Origin of the sequence: Amycolatopsis sp. cmx-11-12 (assembly GCF_046269425.1) — a bacterium.
Lineage (GTDB): Bacteria > Actinomycetota > Actinomycetes > Mycobacteriales > Pseudonocardiaceae > Amycolatopsis.
This window is the reverse complement of the sequence record NZ_JADNQM010000008.1, coordinates 36,396-52,131: the sequence shown is the minus strand read 5'-3', so window position 1 is coordinate 52,131 and position 15,736 is coordinate 36,396. Positions and strand designations below refer to the sequence as shown.

Annotated in this window: 14 protein-coding genes; 4 read left to right on the top strand and 10 right to left on the bottom strand. The window is 68.3% G+C overall.

Annotated features, from left to right (window positions below; genetic code table 11):
* Positions 1-65: 65 nt before the first annotated feature.
* The 10 genes from ACLARN_RS13155 to ACLARN_RS13110 all read right to left on the bottom strand — a co-directional run bounded on the left by ACLARN_RS13155 (position 66) and on the right by ACLARN_RS13110 (position 11,371).
* Positions 66-2,318: a polyribonucleotide nucleotidyltransferase gene (locus tag ACLARN_RS13155; RefSeq protein ID WP_409491650.1), complete on the bottom strand. Its 2,253-nt coding sequence runs from the start codon at positions 2,316-2,318 to the stop codon at positions 66-68.
* Positions 2,319-2,546: 228 nt separating this feature from the next.
* Positions 2,547-2,816, bottom strand: a complete 270-nt coding sequence (rpsO, locus tag ACLARN_RS13150) for a 30S ribosomal protein S15 (protein ID WP_003084034.1) — start codon at positions 2,814-2,816, stop codon at positions 2,547-2,549.
* A 129-nt stretch (positions 2,817-2,945) separates the two neighbouring features.
* Entirely contained in the window at positions 2,946-3,455 is a 510-nt protein-coding gene (gene thpR / locus ACLARN_RS13145; RefSeq protein WP_409491649.1) for an RNA 2',3'-cyclic phosphodiesterase, read from the bottom strand.
* Positions 3,455-3,934, bottom strand: coding sequence for an XRE family transcriptional regulator (locus ACLARN_RS13140; protein ID WP_409491648.1), 480 nt, complete (start codon positions 3,932-3,934; stop codon positions 3,455-3,457). The genes thpR and ACLARN_RS13140 overlap by 1 nt, the downstream gene beginning before the upstream one ends.
* A gap of 116 nt (positions 3,935-4,050) precedes the next feature.
* Positions 4,051-5,013, bottom strand: a complete 963-nt coding sequence (locus ACLARN_RS13135) for a bifunctional riboflavin kinase/FAD synthetase (RefSeq protein WP_409491647.1) — start codon at positions 5,011-5,013, stop codon at positions 4,051-4,053.
* A gap of 251 nt (positions 5,014-5,264) precedes the next feature.
* A complete protein-coding gene (gene truB, locus ACLARN_RS13130; RefSeq protein ID WP_409491646.1) occupies positions 5,265-6,188 on the bottom strand; it encodes a tRNA pseudouridine(55) synthase TruB in 924 nt (307 codons plus the stop codon).
* Between the two features lie 29 nt (positions 6,189-6,217).
* On the bottom strand, positions 6,218-7,528 hold the full coding sequence (locus ACLARN_RS13125; RefSeq protein WP_409491645.1) for an MFS transporter: 1,311 nt from the start codon (positions 7,526-7,528) through the stop codon (positions 6,218-6,220).
* A gap of 199 nt (positions 7,529-7,727) precedes the next feature.
* Positions 7,728-9,053 carry an MATE family efflux transporter gene (locus ACLARN_RS13120; protein WP_409491644.1) on the bottom strand — a complete coding sequence of 442 codons (1,326 nt, stop codon included), beginning with the start codon at positions 9,051-9,053 and terminating at the stop codon, positions 7,728-7,730.
* A 42-nt stretch (positions 9,054-9,095) separates the two neighbouring features.
* Entirely contained in the window at positions 9,096-10,292 is a 1,197-nt protein-coding gene (locus tag ACLARN_RS13115; RefSeq protein ID WP_409491643.1) for a preprotein translocase subunit SecY, read from the bottom strand.
* Positions 10,293-10,357: 65 nt separating this feature from the next.
* Positions 10,358-11,371 (bottom strand): DHH family phosphoesterase, encoded by a 1,014-nt coding sequence (locus ACLARN_RS13110; protein WP_409491642.1) that lies wholly within the window; start codon positions 11,369-11,371, stop codon positions 10,358-10,360.
* 25 nt (positions 11,372-11,396) lie between these two features.
* On the opposite strand from ACLARN_RS13110, the gene ACLARN_RS13105 reads away from it, so the two are divergent.
* The 4 genes from ACLARN_RS13105 to ACLARN_RS13090 all read left to right on the top strand — a co-directional run bounded on the left by ACLARN_RS13105 (position 11,397) and on the right by ACLARN_RS13090 (position 15,364).
* The gene (locus tag ACLARN_RS13105; protein WP_409491641.1) at positions 11,397-12,440 is read left to right on the top strand and encodes a TRM11 family SAM-dependent methyltransferase; all 1,044 of its coding nucleotides are present in this window, start codon (positions 11,397-11,399) and stop codon (positions 12,438-12,440) included.
* A 260-nt stretch (positions 12,441-12,700) separates the two neighbouring features.
* A complete protein-coding gene (locus tag ACLARN_RS13100; RefSeq protein WP_409491640.1) occupies positions 12,701-13,633 on the top strand; it encodes an amino acid ABC transporter permease in 933 nt (310 codons plus the stop codon).
* Positions 13,630-14,397: an amino acid ABC transporter ATP-binding protein gene (locus tag ACLARN_RS13095; RefSeq protein ID WP_409491639.1), complete on the top strand. Its 768-nt coding sequence runs from the start codon at positions 13,630-13,632 to the stop codon at positions 14,395-14,397. The genes ACLARN_RS13100 and ACLARN_RS13095 overlap by 4 nt, the downstream gene beginning before the upstream one ends.
* 19 nt (positions 14,398-14,416) lie before the next feature.
* On the top strand, positions 14,417-15,364 hold the full coding sequence (locus ACLARN_RS13090) for an ABC transporter substrate-binding protein (RefSeq protein WP_409491638.1): 948 nt from the start codon (positions 14,417-14,419) through the stop codon (positions 15,362-15,364).
* The last annotated feature ends 372 nt before the right edge of the window (positions 15,365-15,736 follow it).

The following is a 15,736-nucleotide window of genomic DNA, read 5'->3' as shown; positions in this document are numbered from 1 at the left end:
CGTTCAGGACGAAAATGTCCCGAACGACCCTTTCATGACGTTTCACACCGGTCTTGCCGGAACTGCTACGCGTCGGCCTTCGGAGCGTCGGCCTTGTCGTCCTCGGCGGGCTTGGCGTCCGCCGCGTCTTCTTCCTGGACCACGATCAGGCTGATCTTGCCGCGGTTGTCGATGTCGGCGATCTCGACGCGGAGCTTGTCGCCCACGTTGACCACGTCTTCGACCTTGGCGATCCGCTTGCCGTTGCCCAGCTTGGAGATGTGCACCAGGCCGTCCTTGCCCGGCAGCAGCGAGACGAACGCGCCGAACGCGGCCGTCTTCACCACGGTGCCGAGGAAGCGCTCGCCGACCTTGGGCAGCTGCGGGTTGGCGATGGCGTTGATCAGGTCGATCGCCGCCTCCGCCGACGGGCCGTCGGCCGCGCCCACGTAGATCGTGCCGTCGTCCTCGATGGAGATGTCGGCGCCGGTCTCCTCGGTGATCGAGTTGATCATCTTGCCCTTCGGGCCGATGACCTCGCCGATCTTGTCCACCGGGATCTTCACGCTGGTGACGCGCGGTGCGAACGGGCTCATCTCGTCCGGGCCGTCGATCGCCTCGGCGATGACCTCCAGGATGGTGAGGCGAGCGTCCTTCGCCTGCTTCAGCGCGGCCGCGAGGACCTCCGACGGGATGCCGTCGAGCTTCGTGTCGAGCTGCAGCGCGGTGATGATGTCCTTGGTGCCGGCGACCTTGAAGTCCATGTCGCCCATGGCGTCTTCGGCACCGAGGATGTCGGTCAGCGCGACGTAGCGGGTCTCACCGTCGACCTCGTCGGAGATGAGGCCCATGGCGATACCGGCGACCGGCGCCTTCAGCGGGACACCCGCGTTCAGCAGACCCATGGTCGACGCGCAGACCGAGCCCATCGAGGTGGAGCCGTTGGAGCCCAGCGCCTCGGAGACCTGGCGGATCGCGTACGGGAACTCGTCCCGCTTCGGCAGGACCGGGACCAGGGCGCGCTCGGCGAGCATGCCGTGGCCGATCTCGCGCCGCTTCGGCGAACCGACGCGGCCGGTCTCGCCGGTGGAGAACGGCGGGAAGTTGTAGTGGTGCAGGTACCGCTTGTGCGTCTCCGGGGAGAGCGAGTCGATCTGCTGCTCCATGCGGAGCATGTTCAGCGTGGTGACGCCCAGGATCTGCGTTTCCCCACGCTCAAAGAGGGCGGAACCGTGCGCCCGCGGGATCACGGCGACCTCGGCGGCGAGCGACCGGATGTCGGTCAGGCCGCGGCCGTCCATGCGGATCTTGTCCGTGAGGACGCGCTTGCGCATGATCTTCTTCGACAGGGCCTTGAACGCCGCGCCGATCTCCTTCTCGCGGCCCTGGAAGGCTTCGCCCTCGCCCAGGCCGATCTTCTCCAGCACCGCGGCTTTGACCTGGTCGGTCGCGTTGTCACGGTCCTGCTTGCCCGCGATGGTCAGGGCGTTGGCGAGGTCGTCGGTCGCGATGGCGGCGACGGCGTCGAACGCGTCCTGCTCGAAGGCGAGGAAGACGGGGAACTCACCGGTCGGCTTGGCGGCGACGTCGGCCAGCTGCTGCTGGGCCTCGCACAGCACCTTGATGAACGGCTTCGAGGCCTCGAGGCCCTCGGCGACGGCGATCTCGTCCGGCGACTTGCCGCCGTCGGCGATCAGGTCGAGCGTCTTGTCGGTGGCCTCGGCCTCGACCATCATGATCGCGACGTCGTCACCGACGATGCGGCCGGCGACCACCATGTTGAAGGTGGCGTCCTCGAGCTGCTTCCAGGTCGGGAACGCGACCCACTGGCCCTCGATCAGCGCGACGCGGACGCCGCCGACCGGGCCCGAGAACGGCAGGCCGGCGATCTGGGTCGAGGCCGAAGCCGCGTTGATCGCGAGCACGTCGTACGGGTCGTCCGGGTTGAGGCTCTGGACGGTGATGACGACCTGGATCTCGTTGCGGAGACCGTCGGTGAACGACGGGCGCAGCGGCCGGTCGATCAGGCGGCAGGTCAGGATCGCGTCGGTCGACGGACGGCCTTCACGACGGAAGAACGCGCCGGGGATGCGTCCGGCGGCGTACATCCGCTCCTCGACGTCCACGGTCAGCGGGAAGAAGTCGAAGTGGTCCTTCGGGTGCTTCGACGCGGTGGTCGCCGAGAGCAGCATGGTCTCTTCGTCGAGGTACGCGACGACGGCGCCGGCCGCCTGACGGGCCAGGCGGCCGGTCTCGAAGCGGACGGTGCGGGTGCCGAAACGGCCGTTGTCGATCACGGCTTCGGTTTCGTGCACGGTGACTCCGGTGGAGTCGGTCATAGGGTGTATCTCCTCTTTTGATCCTCTGTAACGGCGCGAGTCTCCCACCCTGGGACCTGTTTCGCCTGCGGACGCTCGAGGAGTGAGGCCGGTCTTCGATCGAAGCCCCCGGGCCGTTGCCCGGGAACCACTACCGAGGACCGGCGGACGGTTCCTCGTGCGCGCTCGCGCCTGTGTTCTTAGACCGAGGGGGAGCGACCGCTGTGGTCACTCCCCCTCGGGTTCAAGCTATCGGCGGAGGCCGAGACGCTGGATCAGCGCACGGTAACGCTCGATGTCCACCTTCATCACGTAGTTCAGCAGCCGGCGGCGGCGGCCGACCAGCAGCAGAAGCCCGCGACGGGAGTGGTGGTCGTGCTTGTGAGCCTTGAGGTGCTCGGTGAGGCCGACGATGCGCTTGGTCAGCAGCGCGACCTGGGCCTCGGGGGATCCGGTGTCCGAGTCGTGCACGCCGTACTCGGCAAGGATCGACTTCTTCTCTTCGGTGGACAAAGCCACAGTGGTGCTCCTAGATATTCTGTGCCGTGCGGCCCGGACGATGTCTTCACGCCGGGTGAGACGGTCACGGCCGCCACGGACTGCAGCCGGACCCAATCATCGAGGTTACCAGTCTCGTGATCAGCGGCTTCAGGCGCGGGCGTCGGCCAACTCGTACGACCGGATCACCCGGTAGTGCGAAACGTCCTGCTCACGGTCACTGCGGATCAGCACGGCTTCGGTGGCCGTCCAAGTTCTGCTGGTGAACCCGGCCAGCCGCTCCACCCACGCGCTCGCGGCTTCGGGCCGGTCGCGGGGGAAGCGGGCCAGTGTCAGGTGGGCCACGTACGGCCTGCCTTCGTTCTCCGCGCCGGCCTGCTTGGCCAGCTCGTGGAGCCCGGTTCCGAGAACACTCAACCACAGCACCCCGGGGAATGTCGCGGCCTTTTCCAGGGAGACGTCGATCGCGGACGCCCCCGCCAGCCGTCCGGCCAGCCAATCGCCTCGTTCTTCAGCGTCGTCCTCGCCGTGGAAACCGAGGGTGACATGCCAGTGTTCCCGCCGTGACCAGCGCAGATCGCCGTCTTCGGGAGTGCCCAGCGCCGTGGCGATCTCGTCGAGGACGTCGTCCGGCGGGACCAGGGCGCTGAAGAGGTTCATCAGGAGTTCTTGGCCGCCCGGCGCAGCAGGTCAGCCAGAGCGGGGAAATCGTCGTCGAGCACCTTCGCGGCTTCGTTGAGGTCTTCGTCCTCGCCGATGTCCCGCAGTGCGACGAGCACACCCTGGTCGTCGGCGACGGCGCCGACCGGGATGCTGTCGCGGCCCACCGTCGGCCGCGAGTCGCGGACGTCCTCGAGTGCCTCCTGCATGGCCTTGCGGTCGCCCGCGGCGACCGCCGGGACCAGCACCTTGCGCTCCAGCATGATCATCTTGGCGAGTACGACCGGGTTGCCGATCTTCGCGCGGCGGCCGCTCATCACCTGGCTGAGCATGGGCGCGCTGATCCCGAGGACCTCGGCGAGGAAGGCCTGGGAGATGTCGAACGCGACGACCAGTCTCCGCACGCGATCGCCGAGCGGCTCCCCGTACCACTCCCTCTGCAGCGCGATGTTCCGCTGGACGATCTTGTGGTCCTCCACCTGGTCCGCTCCCCTAACCCCATCGAACGCCTATGCGGTCCGTGACATCTTGCCACCGCGACACACCTTGACGGGCGTGTTTGCCGATTGTCGTCCGGCCGCGGCCGGGTGTCCGGTCAGCCCTGCTCGCCCAGCAGGTCCCTGGTACGGGCGACGTCCTCGTCGATCTGCTTCACCAGACCTTCCGACGTCGGGAACCGGACCTGGTCCCGCAGCTTGGCGACGAAATCGAGCGAGACGTGCTGCCCGTAGAAGTCTTCGTCGATGTCGAGGACGAAGGCCTCGACGGTGCGTTCCCGCCCCGAGAACGTCGGGTTCGTCCCGACCGAGACCGCGGCGCGCAGCCGTCGGCCAGGATCCGACGAACGGGTGAACCAAGCGCCGTAGACGCCGTCTGCGGGCACCGCCGCGAACCGCGGCGTCGACAGGTTCGCCGTCGGGTAACCGAGAACGTGCCCCCGGCCGTCGCCCCGGACGACGATGCCCTCCAGCCGGTGCGGCCTGCCGAGCGCTTCGGACGCCGCGACGACGTCCCCGGCGTCGATGCACGAGCGGACGTAGGTCGAGGAGAAGGTGATCTCGTTCTCCGACTGCTGCTGCGCGAGCAACCCCTGGAGTTCCGCGCCGTGCGCCACGAAACCGAACCGCTTCCCCAGCGTGCGCAGGAGGTTGACGTCACCGGCGGCCTTGGCGCCGAAGGTGAAGTTCTCCCCCACGATCACCGCGGCCGCGTGCAGCTTGTCCACCAGGACCTCGTGCACGAACTCGTGCGCCGTCAGCCGCGACAGTTCCAGCGTGAACGGCAGCACGCAGAAGACGTCCACACCCAGGCCCTCGACCAGTTCCGCCTTGCGGCGCAACGTGGTCAGCTGCGCGGGATGGCTGCCCGGCCGGATCACCTCCGACGGATGCGGGTCGAAGGTCAGCACCACGCTCGGCACACCGCGTTCGGCGGCGGCGCGGACCGTCCTCGAGATCAGCTCCTGATGTCCGCGGTGCACGCCGTCGAAGACGCCGATCGTCACCACGCACCGTCCCCAGCTCCCGGGAAGGTCACCCAAACCACGCCACCGCTGCACTTGTGCCCCGTCTCCTCCAGGCCCGCTTCGTGCACCACCCTAGGCCGTGTCCTGCAAGGCACGCTCGCGGGCTTCGCGCCCAGCTAGTGAGTGGTGAGGACGGTCAGTCCCCGGTGCCGACAGCGGTGCGCTGGTGGCGGTTTCGCGTGATCCGATGGGGATCACACGTGACTGGATGGAGAACACGCTGTTCTCCGTCCAGTCACGCGTGTTCTCCGTCCAGTCACGCGACACGGCCAGTCCCGTATCGCCTAGGCGGGCAGCAACACGACCACCGAACGGGCCAGTTCCCCTTCGTCGGCGGCGAGCGCGAGCACCCGGCCGTCCGGTCCGAACATCCCGTACGTGCCCTCGATCCCGGCCGAGGGCACCCTCTGTCCATATCGGACCGACTGCGCCATGCGGGCGTCCAGATCGCGGCGCGGGAACGCGGCGGCGACGGCGGCGTCGAGGTCCAGCGACAGTTCCGGCTTGTCCTCGAGCTGGTCGAGAGTGCGGGCCTTGGCGAGCGTGAACGGTCCGACCGTGGTGCGCCGCAACGCGAGCAGATGCCCGCCGACCTCCAGTCCCGCACCGAGGTCGCGGGCCAGTGCCCGGACGTAGGTCCCGGACGAACACTCGACGACGGCGTCGAGTTCGATCCGGCCCGCCTCGCGGCGGGTGGCGAGCAGATCGAAACGGTGCACGGTGACCGGACGCGGCGGGATCACGACCTCTTCACCGGCGCGGACACGGGCGTACGCGCGCTTCCCGTCGATCTTGACCGCGCTGACCGCGCTCGGCACCTGCTGGATGGCACCGCTCAGCGCGGCGATCCCGGCGGCGATCGCCTCGTCGGTGATCTTCTCGACGGCTTCCGGAGCGGCTTCGGCGATCGGCTCGCCCTCGGCGTCGTCGGTCGTGGTGGACAGTCCCAAGGAGAGGGTCGCGAGATAGGTCTTGCGGTCCAGTGCCAGATGGCCGAGGAGTTTCGTCGCGCGTTCGATGCCGAGCACCAGGACGCCGGTGGCCATCGGGTCCAATGTGCCGGCGTGCCCGACCTTGCGGGTGCCCATGAAGCGCCGGGCCCTGGCGACGACGTCGTGGGAGGTCATCCCGGACGGCTTGTCGACGATGACGAGGCCGGGCGGCGGGGCGGGACGTTTCTTGGCGGGGGTTTGATCGGAGCGCGACACGCGCCGAACCCTATCTTTCGGGTCTGTCCCTAGGACGAGACGGGCAGCGGCGCTTCGGCGTCCCAGCGACGGCGCCGGATCTGCACCGGGATCTCCTCGCCGCGCGCCTCGGCCTCGAACAGCACGGCGCGGGTGCGCCGCCACCACACGAGCATCCGGAAGGTGCCCAGCGCGAGCACCGCGATAATGGACAGCAGCGCCAGCCGGAACGCGCCGCCGGTCCACTCCAGCAGTACGCCGACCGCGAGCGCCGAGATCGTCGTGGCCACGAATCCGCCGACGTTCACCACACCGGTCGCGGTGCCGACGCGCGAGAGCGGGTTGTAGTCCCGCGCCAGCGCGAAGCCGATCATCGAGGCGGGGCCGCCGAGGGAAAGGAAGGCGAACGCGGGGACGAGGACCGCCATCGGAGTCGTCCCGCTCCAGCCGAGCAGGACCGCCCAGATCACCGCGGCGACACCGATGTACCCGCCGACCAGCGGCATCCGCAGCGACGGGCGCCGTCCGATCAGGCTGCCGACGAACGGGCCGCCGATCATCGAGCCGAACACGAACACGATCAGCAGCGAACTCGCGGTGGACTTCGGATAGCCCTGTCCCTGCACCAGGAACGGGACACCCCACAGCATGGTCAGCACGTTGGGCGCGAACATCGTGCTGAAGTGGACCCAGAACCCCAGCCTGGTCCCGGGGGTTCGCCACGCCTCGGCGACCTGGCGGCCCAGCAGCTTCGGGTGCACCCGTTCGCGCACGGGCACCGGCTCGCCGGGCGGGGTGTCCTTGACGCGAAGGGCGACGACGGCGGAGTACAGCGCGGTCACCAGGCCGACGGCGAGGAACGTCGGCGTCCAGCCGGGGCCGTCGAGCAGCAGGCCGAGCGGGACGGTCGCGGCGAGGTTGCCGACGTAACCGATGGCCGCGGTCAGCGCGACGAGCAGGGCGTACTGGCGGCCGGGGAAATGCGCGGCGATCAGCCGCATGATGCTCACGAACGTCAGCGCGTCGCCGAAGCCGACGACGGCGCGGGCGAGCAGGCCGAGCGGGTACGAATCGGCGACCGCGAGCAGGATCTGGCCGAGGCCGAGGAAGAACACGGCGGCGGTGAGCACGCGGCGCGGGCCGTAGCGGTCGACGAGGACGCCGGTGGGGATCTGCATCGCGGCGTAGACGCCGACCTGCAGGACGGTGAACGTGCCTAGAGCTGCCGCTCCGACGCCGAAACGGTCGGCGGCCTGGAGTCCGGCGACGCCGAACGACGTGCGGTGGAAGACGGCGAGGAGGTAGACGGTGACGGCGGCGAACCAGATGAACCAGGACCGGCGAGTGGCTCGGCCTGTCACAGTGTTTCCTCCTCGAGAACGGTTTCGGGCAAGAAGACGCCCCCGCTGCCGCCTCATATAGTTGTAGCTCCTAAGCAACGGCGAAACCTACCCGTTACATGGGTGCTTTTCGCCACAGCGCCGCCCGTCCACCCCCGCAATTAGTCACCTACTTGCGATGGTTCAGGGCCGCAAGTAGGTGACTAATTGCGGGGGTCGGTCAGGCCGTGCGGACGGCGCCTTCCACGGCCCACCGCCCCGACCGCCACCGCACCAGCAAGGTCGCCAGCCGCAGCACCATGAACAGCGAGAGCCCGGTCCAGATCCCGGCCAGTCCCCAGCCGAACGCGAGCGACAACCAGATCAGCGGCAGGAACCCCAGCGCCGCGCTCAGGAGGGTCGCGTTGCGCAGGAACGCGGCGTCGCCCGCGCCGAGCAGGACGCCGTCCAGCGCGAACACCACCCCGGCGATCGGTTGCAACGCGACGAAGAACCACCACGCGTGCGGGATCTCGCCGAGCACGCCTCCGTCCGAAGTGAACACTTGCGGCAGCACCCCGGCCAGCGACGCGAACACGACCCCGAGGAAGCAGCCGAACACCAGCCCGTAGCCGGTGATCTGGTTCGACACCCCCCGCGCCCGTTTGCTCGCACCGGCGCCGAGAGCGGCCCCCACGAGCGACTGCGCGGCGATCGCGAGCGAGTCCAGGACAAGCGCGAGGAACGTCCACAGCTGCAACACGACCTGGTGCGCGCCGACCGCCTCGGTGGACGTCCGCGCGGCGACCGCGGCGGCCGAGACGAAGCACGCCTGGAAGGCGAGACTGCGCAGGACCAGGTCCCGGCCGAGGCCGAGCTGGGCGCGCATCACCTTCGGCTCCGGGCGCAGCGGGACCCGTTCCCGCACCAGGGCCACGATGAACATCGACGCCGAAATCACCTGCGCGACGACGTTCGCGATCGCCGAGCCCTCCAGCCCCCAGTCCGCGCCGTACACCAGCACCGGGCACAGCACGGCCGAGATCCCGTTGCCCGCCAAGACATAACGCAGCGGTTTCGCGGAATCCTGCACGCCGCGCATCCAGCCGTTGCCCGCCATCGTGATCAGGATGAACGGCGTCCCGAACAGCGCGATCCGCAGCCAGGAGACGGCGGCGTCGGTGATCGCGGCGTCCCCGGAGAGGACCCGGGCGATGGGCGCGGCCAGCAGCTGTCCGGCGACGATCACCACCAGGCCGACGATCACCGCCAGCCAGGTCGCCTGGACACCTTCGCGGACCGCCTCGCCACGACGTCCGGCGCCGTGCAGCCGCGCCGTCCGCGACGTGGTGCCGTAGGAGAGGAACGTCAGCTGGCTCGAAACCTGCGACAGCACGACACCGCCGACGGCGAGCCCGGCCAGCGGCAACGCGCCGAGATGCCCGACGACGGCCGTGTCCACCAGGACGTACAGCGGCTCGGCGGCGAGCACGCCGAGCGCGGGCAGGGCGAGCCCGAGCACGCGTTTCGGCGGGAGGCGCTCGTCGGTTTCTGAAGCTTCAGGCACCACCGCAGACTAAAGGTCTGGTACGACAGTCCCATCCCCCGCTCAACGGAGGAACGGTTCGTAGCGTCGCTGCTGGCGTAGTGACTCGATCTGCCGCGTGGTGTCGAGCGCGACACTGACGAGGAAGACGAGGACCACCAGCAGGGTGACCCCGGCGACGGGAATCGTCGGGCTCGCGTCCAGCAGGGCCAAGCCGAGGGCCGGGATCAGCGCGACCACTCCGGAACAGAGCGCCCCGAAGGCGAGGATCCGGCGGTTCACGTAGTCGAGGTACTCGGCGGTCCACTGACCCGGCCGGATACCGGGGACGAAGCCGCCTGTCCGCACCAACTCGCCGGCCACCTTGTCCATGTCCTGCGACACGGCGGCCCTGATGAAGGCGAAGAGACACACCAGGACGAAGTAGACCGCGATCCGCCAGGGATCTCCCTCGTCGCGCAACCACCCCAGCCAGCTCACGCCGGGCCAGAGCACCGGCACGGACAGCAGCGCCGCGGCGAGGACGGCCGGGCTGTTCGCTTGGGGAAACCGAAGGGGAATGTAGGTCGGTGACCCGCCATAGACGCGCACGCCGATCATCCGCTTGGCGTACTGGATCGGGACGCGGCGCTGTCCCTGCGCGACGACGATCGTGATCACCGTGATCGACAGCGTCACCACGGCCATGACCACGATGGCGGTCCAGCCCGTCCTTTCGTACAGGCGCAGGAACTCCGGCGGCAGCACCGCCAGGACCTGTGCGAGCAGCAGGATCCGGACGCCGTCACCGAATCCCCGGTCGGTGATCACCTCGGTCAACCGCAGGACCAGCGCGGTGCCCGCGGTCAGGCACGCCACGGCGACGGCTCCACGTCCGTCGAGGACGTCCTGACCGCGGAACGTGAGCACACCGATGGCGCCCGCCAGCCCGAGTACGACGGTGAGCCGTCGCCGGTACCGCGTCAGCACCCTGGCGCCGGCTTCACCTTCGGCCCGGAGCGCGGCCAGCCGCGGGATCAGGACGATCAGGGCTCGCAGGAGACGCGGGGCGACCAGGCAGGGAAGGACGCCGAACGCGAACACCGGAAGCGTGAACAGGCCGCCGCCGGTGAGGAGGTCGAGGATCCAGCGCAGCGGATGATCGTCTTCCGGCGCGCGGACGGTCACGTAGGGAGCGGGCAGGCTCTGGCCAAGCCGGAACAGCACGATCACGCCCAGCGTGACCAGGATCCGGCGGCGGAGGGAGGCGTGAGCGTTCATCGTGGGGATCACGTTAGGAACCACGGATGAAATTCCGATGACACCGCCCACGCGGCCCGCCGGGGTCAGAGCAGCGGCGCCCTCGACAGTGCCGCCCTCAGCTTGTCGAGAACCTCGCCCGCCGTGCCCTCCGCGGTGCACCCGGCCGCCTGGCGATGACCGCCGCCGCCCAGTTCCCCGGCCGCGGCCGAGACGTCGACACCGCCCGCCGAGCGGAGGGAGACCGTCCACCGCTGCCGCGGCCCGACCGGTTCGGTTTCCTTGAGCACCACCGCGACCCCGGCCTCGCGAGTGGACCGGACGACGTCGATGACCGCTTCGACCTCCTCACCGCGCACGGTTCGCGCGGCGTCGAGCGTCACGACCGCGTACGCGAGCCCGAAGCCGCGCGCCTCGTCGGGTTCGAGCCGGGCCCCCGCGAGGACGTCGGAAAGCATCGGCAGCCACGCGAACGGGTGATCGTCGACGATCTCGCGGACCACCCTGTCCGGGTCGACACCGGCTTCGAGCAGCTTCGCGGCCATCAGGTGGGTGGACGGCCGGGCCCGGCGGAACCCGCTGGTGTCGGTGACGAGCCCCGCGTACAGGCAGCGCGCGATCGGCTCATCGATCTCGGAGCCGAGTTCTTGCAGCAACGCGAAAACGAGGACGGCGGTCGCCTCGGCGGTGACGTCGACGACGTGCTTGGTGCCGTAGAAGAGGTTGGACGCGTGGTGGTCGATCACCAGGACGTCACCCCCGGCCGCGCGGACGGCGTCCACGCGCGGCGCGAGTTTCCCGAGCCTGCCCGGTGTGGGTGTGTCGAGCGCGACCAGCAGCTGCTCACTCTCCGGAAGCTCGCTCGCGGGGACGAAGAGGCCGCCGGCGTCCAGGCCACGCAGGGTTTCGGGCATCTCCTCCGGCTCGCCTACCGAGACGCGGACCTTGACGCCTCCCCTCAGCTGAAGAGCCCTTCCGAGCGCCAGCGCGCTGCCCAGCGCGTCCGCGTCCGGTCGCACATGGCCGAGCAATGTCACGTCGTTCGCGCGCGCCAGCAGTGCGGCGGCGTCCTTGAGGTCCTGCGCCAAAGTGGTCGTCACAATCAGCCAAGCTACGCTCTGCGGGATGTCCGAGTACGCGATCCTGGTCTACCCGTCCGCCAACCGGGTGTACACCGATTCCACCCCGGCCCTGCTGCGGGCGGAGCTGGCGGTGTTCGGCCTGTCCGCTTTGGAGACCGAGATCTCCCGGATCGGGGAGACGGCACTCGGCGGCGTCGGCTACCTCACCTTCACCACGCCCGCCCCGCTGAGCGACCGCGATCTCGCGCTCCTGTCGAACCTTTCCGCGCTGTACGCGCTGTTCGAACTCGGCGACGGTGTCCTGAAGCCGGTCACGATCAGCCCGCTGGCGAACTTCGACTCGGATCTGCTGACCATCCAGAAGTACCCGGGCAAGACGAACGAACTGTTCACCAAACTCCTCGTCAACGTCACCCTGCTGGCGACGGCGGACCCGGCCGCGATGCTGGAGAAGCCGCTGCACCTGCTGGATCCGCTGTGCGGCCGCGGCACCACGCTGAACCAGGCGATGATGTACGGCTTCGACGCGACCGGCCTCGACGTCGACGGCAAGGACTTCGACTCGTACGAACTGTTCGTCAAGACCTGGCTGAAGCAGAAGCGGATCAAGCACACCGCCGAATCCGGCCAGGTGCGGCGCAACAAGGTCCGGCTCGGCAGGCGGCTCGACATCGGGTTCGGGATCACCAAGGAGCGGTACAAGGCGGGCGAGGTCCGCAGGCTGAGCTACCTCAACTGCGACACGCTCACCACGGACGAACTGCTGCGGCCGAACTCGGTCGACCTCATCGTCACCGACGCCCCGTACGGCGTACAGCACGGCAGCCACCGCACCCAGGACGCGTCGCTCGCGCGTAGCCCGCGGGACCTGCTCGCGGCCGCGGTCCCGGTGTGGACGCGGGTCCTGCGCCCCGGCGGCGCACTCGGCATCTCGTGGAACACCAACGTCGCGCCGCGCGAGGAACTCGCCGCGATCCTGGACAAGGCGGGGCTGGAAGTCCGGGAGGACGGCCCGTTCGCGGAGTTCTCGCACCGAGTGGACCAGGCGATCGTGCGGGACCTGATCGTCGCGGCCAAACCCGCCTGAGCCCTGCCCCTATCGCAAGTAGTCCTCTACTTGCGGTAGTTCGTGTCGCCAACCACCGCAAGTAGTCCTCTACTTGCGGCGGTCGGGCTTCCAGCATCTGGAACCGGCGCCGGGTTCGTTGACCGGAACGGGCACGCCTTCCTAAAGTCGGCTCGACGAGAACGCAATCGGCGATCAATGCCGCCTCGACGGCATTTCCTTTTCGATCTTCCCGCACGAGCCGGATTCATGCTGCCCATTTCCCGCGAGACAGGTGTCTTATGACCAGTGATCTAGACGCGCCTCCGGCGCCTGCCCGGCCGGAAGAGCGGCTGAAGATCGTGCCCGCCCGGCGGCCGTTGACCTGGCTGGCCGCGGCGGTCGTCGCCGTTCTGGTTGCCATGGCAGGACATGCGCTGGTGACCAACCAGGCATGGGAGTGGTCGGTAGTCGCCGATTACGTGTTCGCCGACGCCGTGCTCTCCTCGATCGTGCTGACGGTGGAATTGACGGTGTTCGGCGTGGTGTCGGGCTTCGTATTGGGCACGATTCTGGCACTCATGCGCATTTCCCGGAATCCGCTTCTGCGTTCGGTCAGCTGGACCTACACCTGGGTCTTCCGCTCGGTCCCGCTCATTCTCCAACTGCTTTTCTGGTACAACCTCGCCATTCTCTACAACGAGCTTTCCTTCGGGATCCCGTTCGGCCCGTCCTTCGTCTCGATCGACACGATGAGCCTGATCCCGCCGTTCCTCGCCGCGGGCCTCGGCCTCGGCCTGCACCAGGCCGCCTACTCCGGGGAGATCGTGCGCGCCGGATTCCTCGCCGTCGACCAGGGACAGCGGGAGGCGGCCGCGGCGCTCGGCATCCCGGCGGGCAGGCAGTTCCGCCGGATCGTGCTGCCGCAGGCGATGCGCTCGATCGTGCCGAACGCGGCCAACGAGATCATCGGCATGGTCAAGAACACCTCACAGGTGTACGTGATGGCGCTGCCGGAACTCTTCTACCAGGTCCAGGTGATCTACAGCCGGAACGGCAGGGTGATCCCGCTGCTGCTGGTGGCCACCGCCTGGTACCTGCTGCTGACCACGCTCCTTTCGGTGGCGCAGTTCTACGTCGAACGCCACTACGCCAAGGGCGCCTTGCGTACCGTCCCGCCCACTCCTCTCCAGAAGGCCCGCGCCGACTTGGCCAGACTCAAGGTGGCCCGATGAGCGACGACTTCAAGGTGGACGTCCGCGGCGTGCACAAGGCCTTCGGCACGCTGACCGTGCTCGACGGGGTCGACCTCCAGGTACGCCCCGGCGAGGTGACCGTGGTGCTGGGCCCGTCCGGCTCCGGCAAATCCACGTTGCTGCGGCTGATCAACCACCTCGACCGCGCCGATCGCGGGTTCATCAGCGTCGGCGGCGAATTGATGGGTTACCGGCGCGCGGGCGACAAGCTACACGAACTGCGCGAACGTGAAATCCTCAAGCAGCGTACCAAGATCGGGTTCGTGTTCCAGAACTTCAACCTGTTCGCGCATCTCACCGCGCTGGAGAACGTCGTCGAGGCACCGGTTTCCGCACAACGCCGGTCCCGTTCGGAAGCGACCCGCCACGCGCGCGAACTGCTCGCTCAGGTCGGCCTCGAAGACAAGGCCGACACTTATCCGCGGCAGCTTTCCGGCGGGCAACAGCAACGGGTCGCGATCGCCCGCGCGCTCGCCGTGCGGCCGGAAGTCCTGCTGTTCGACGAACCGACGTCCGCGCTCGACCCGGAACTGGTCGGCGAAGTGCTCGACGTGATCAAGAAGCTCGCGCACGACGGCACGACCATGATCGTCGTCACCCACGAAATCGGCTTCGCCAGGGAAGTGGCCGACACCGTGATGTTCATGGACGCCGGCCGTGTCGTCGAACAGGGCCCGCCCGCGCGGATCCTCGATTCGCCCGCCCATCCCCGCACCAAGGCGTTCCTCGAAAAAGTCCTTTAGAAAAGCTGGGAGTACCACCGTGAGAAAGCTCCTGTACCCGATCCTGCTCCTGTCCACGGTCGCGTTGGCCGCGTGCGGGACGACCGAGGCCGCCGCCCCCGCCGCGCCTCAGGCCGGCTCCGAGGGGATCAACATCACCGCGCAACAGAACCGGATCCGCGCGCAGAAGGTCGACGCCGTCGCGAACCTGGCGCCGAAGGCGGTGCGCGACACCGGCAAGCTGACCATCGGCACCACCGGCAACGGCACTCCCCCGCTGTCGTTCCGCGCCGACGACGACAAGACGGTGATCGGCGTCGAGGTCGACATCGCGCAACTGGTCGCGGACGTGCTGGGACTGGAACTCGACATCCAGGCCACGTCCTGGGAGAACCTCTTCCTCTCCGTGGAGACCGGCCAATACGCGGCCGGGTTCTCCAACATCACGGTGACCGAGGAACGCAAGGACAAGTACGACTTCGCGACCTACCGCAAGGACACCATCGCCTTCGAGGTCAAGAAGAACCGTGATCTCACGGTGAAGGAGCCCAACGACATCGCGGGTCTCAAGATCGGTGTGGGTTCCGGGACGAACCAGGAGCAGATCCTGGTGCGCTGGGACGAACAGAACAAGGCCGCGGGCCTGAAACCGGTGGAGTTCCAGTACTTCCAGAACACCACCGACTACTACCTCGCGCTGCAATCTGGCCGGATCGACTCCTACGCGGGCCCCAACCCGACGGCCGCGTACCACGTCGCCGTCGATGGGCAGACCAAGATCGTCGGCACGGTCTCCGGCGGCGGGCAGATCCCGGCAGACATCGCCGCGATGACCAAGAAGGGCAACGGCTTGGCCGAACCGCTGCGCCAGGCCATCCAGTCGGTCCTCACGAGCGGCCAGTACGCCGAGGTACTCAAGCGGTGGAACCTGGGGAACGAGGCGGTGGCGGCCTCGGAGATCAACCCCCAGGGCCTCCCCCGCAAGTAGTCCTCTAGTTGCGGGGATCCCACCTGGTCGTGAAGGCCTCCTTGCCTACCCTCAAGGTCAATGCCAGGAACTTAAGGGGCGGCGCCCGAGGTTCTCCGGCTGTCCACATAGGACGCCCGGCGAGTTGAATTGTCTGATTGACTATTGTTTGTCCGAGTTCTCTAGTACGTGAAGGCCCCTTTCCTTGCGCCTGGCGCAAGGAAAGGGGCCTTCACGTACTAGAGACAACCGAGCCGACGCGAGAGCACATTCGCTCCCCGCTGGCAACCCGTCCCGCCCTGCCGCTGCCCGGTCTGACCAGAGCAAACACGTCAGAAACACGCCCGCGCCATCAACCTTAAGTTCCTGGCATTGACCCTCAAGGTAGGGAAA

What these genes read in the sequence shown, in the direction of transcription:
- ACLARN_RS13155 (WP_409491650.1), bottom strand. Translation starts at nt 2,318, where the DNA reads ATGACCGACTCCACCGGAGTCACCGTGCACGAAACCGAAGCCGTGATC.
- thpR (WP_409491649.1), bottom strand. Translation starts at nt 3,455, where the DNA reads ATGAACCTCTTCAGCGCCCTGGTCCCGCCGGACGACGTCCTCGACGAG.
- ACLARN_RS13115 (WP_409491643.1), bottom strand. Translation starts at nt 10,292, where the DNA reads ATGAACGCTCACGCCTCCCTCCGCCGCCGGATCCTGGTCACGCTGGGC.
- ACLARN_RS13105 (WP_409491641.1), top strand. Translation starts at nt 11,397, where the DNA reads ATGTCCGAGTACGCGATCCTGGTCTACCCGTCCGCCAACCGGGTGTAC.
- ACLARN_RS13100 (WP_409491640.1), top strand. Translation starts at nt 12,701, where the DNA reads ATGACCAGTGATCTAGACGCGCCTCCGGCGCCTGCCCGGCCGGAAGAG.
- ACLARN_RS13095 (WP_409491639.1), top strand. Translation starts at nt 13,630, where the DNA reads ATGAGCGACGACTTCAAGGTGGACGTCCGCGGCGTGCACAAGGCCTTC.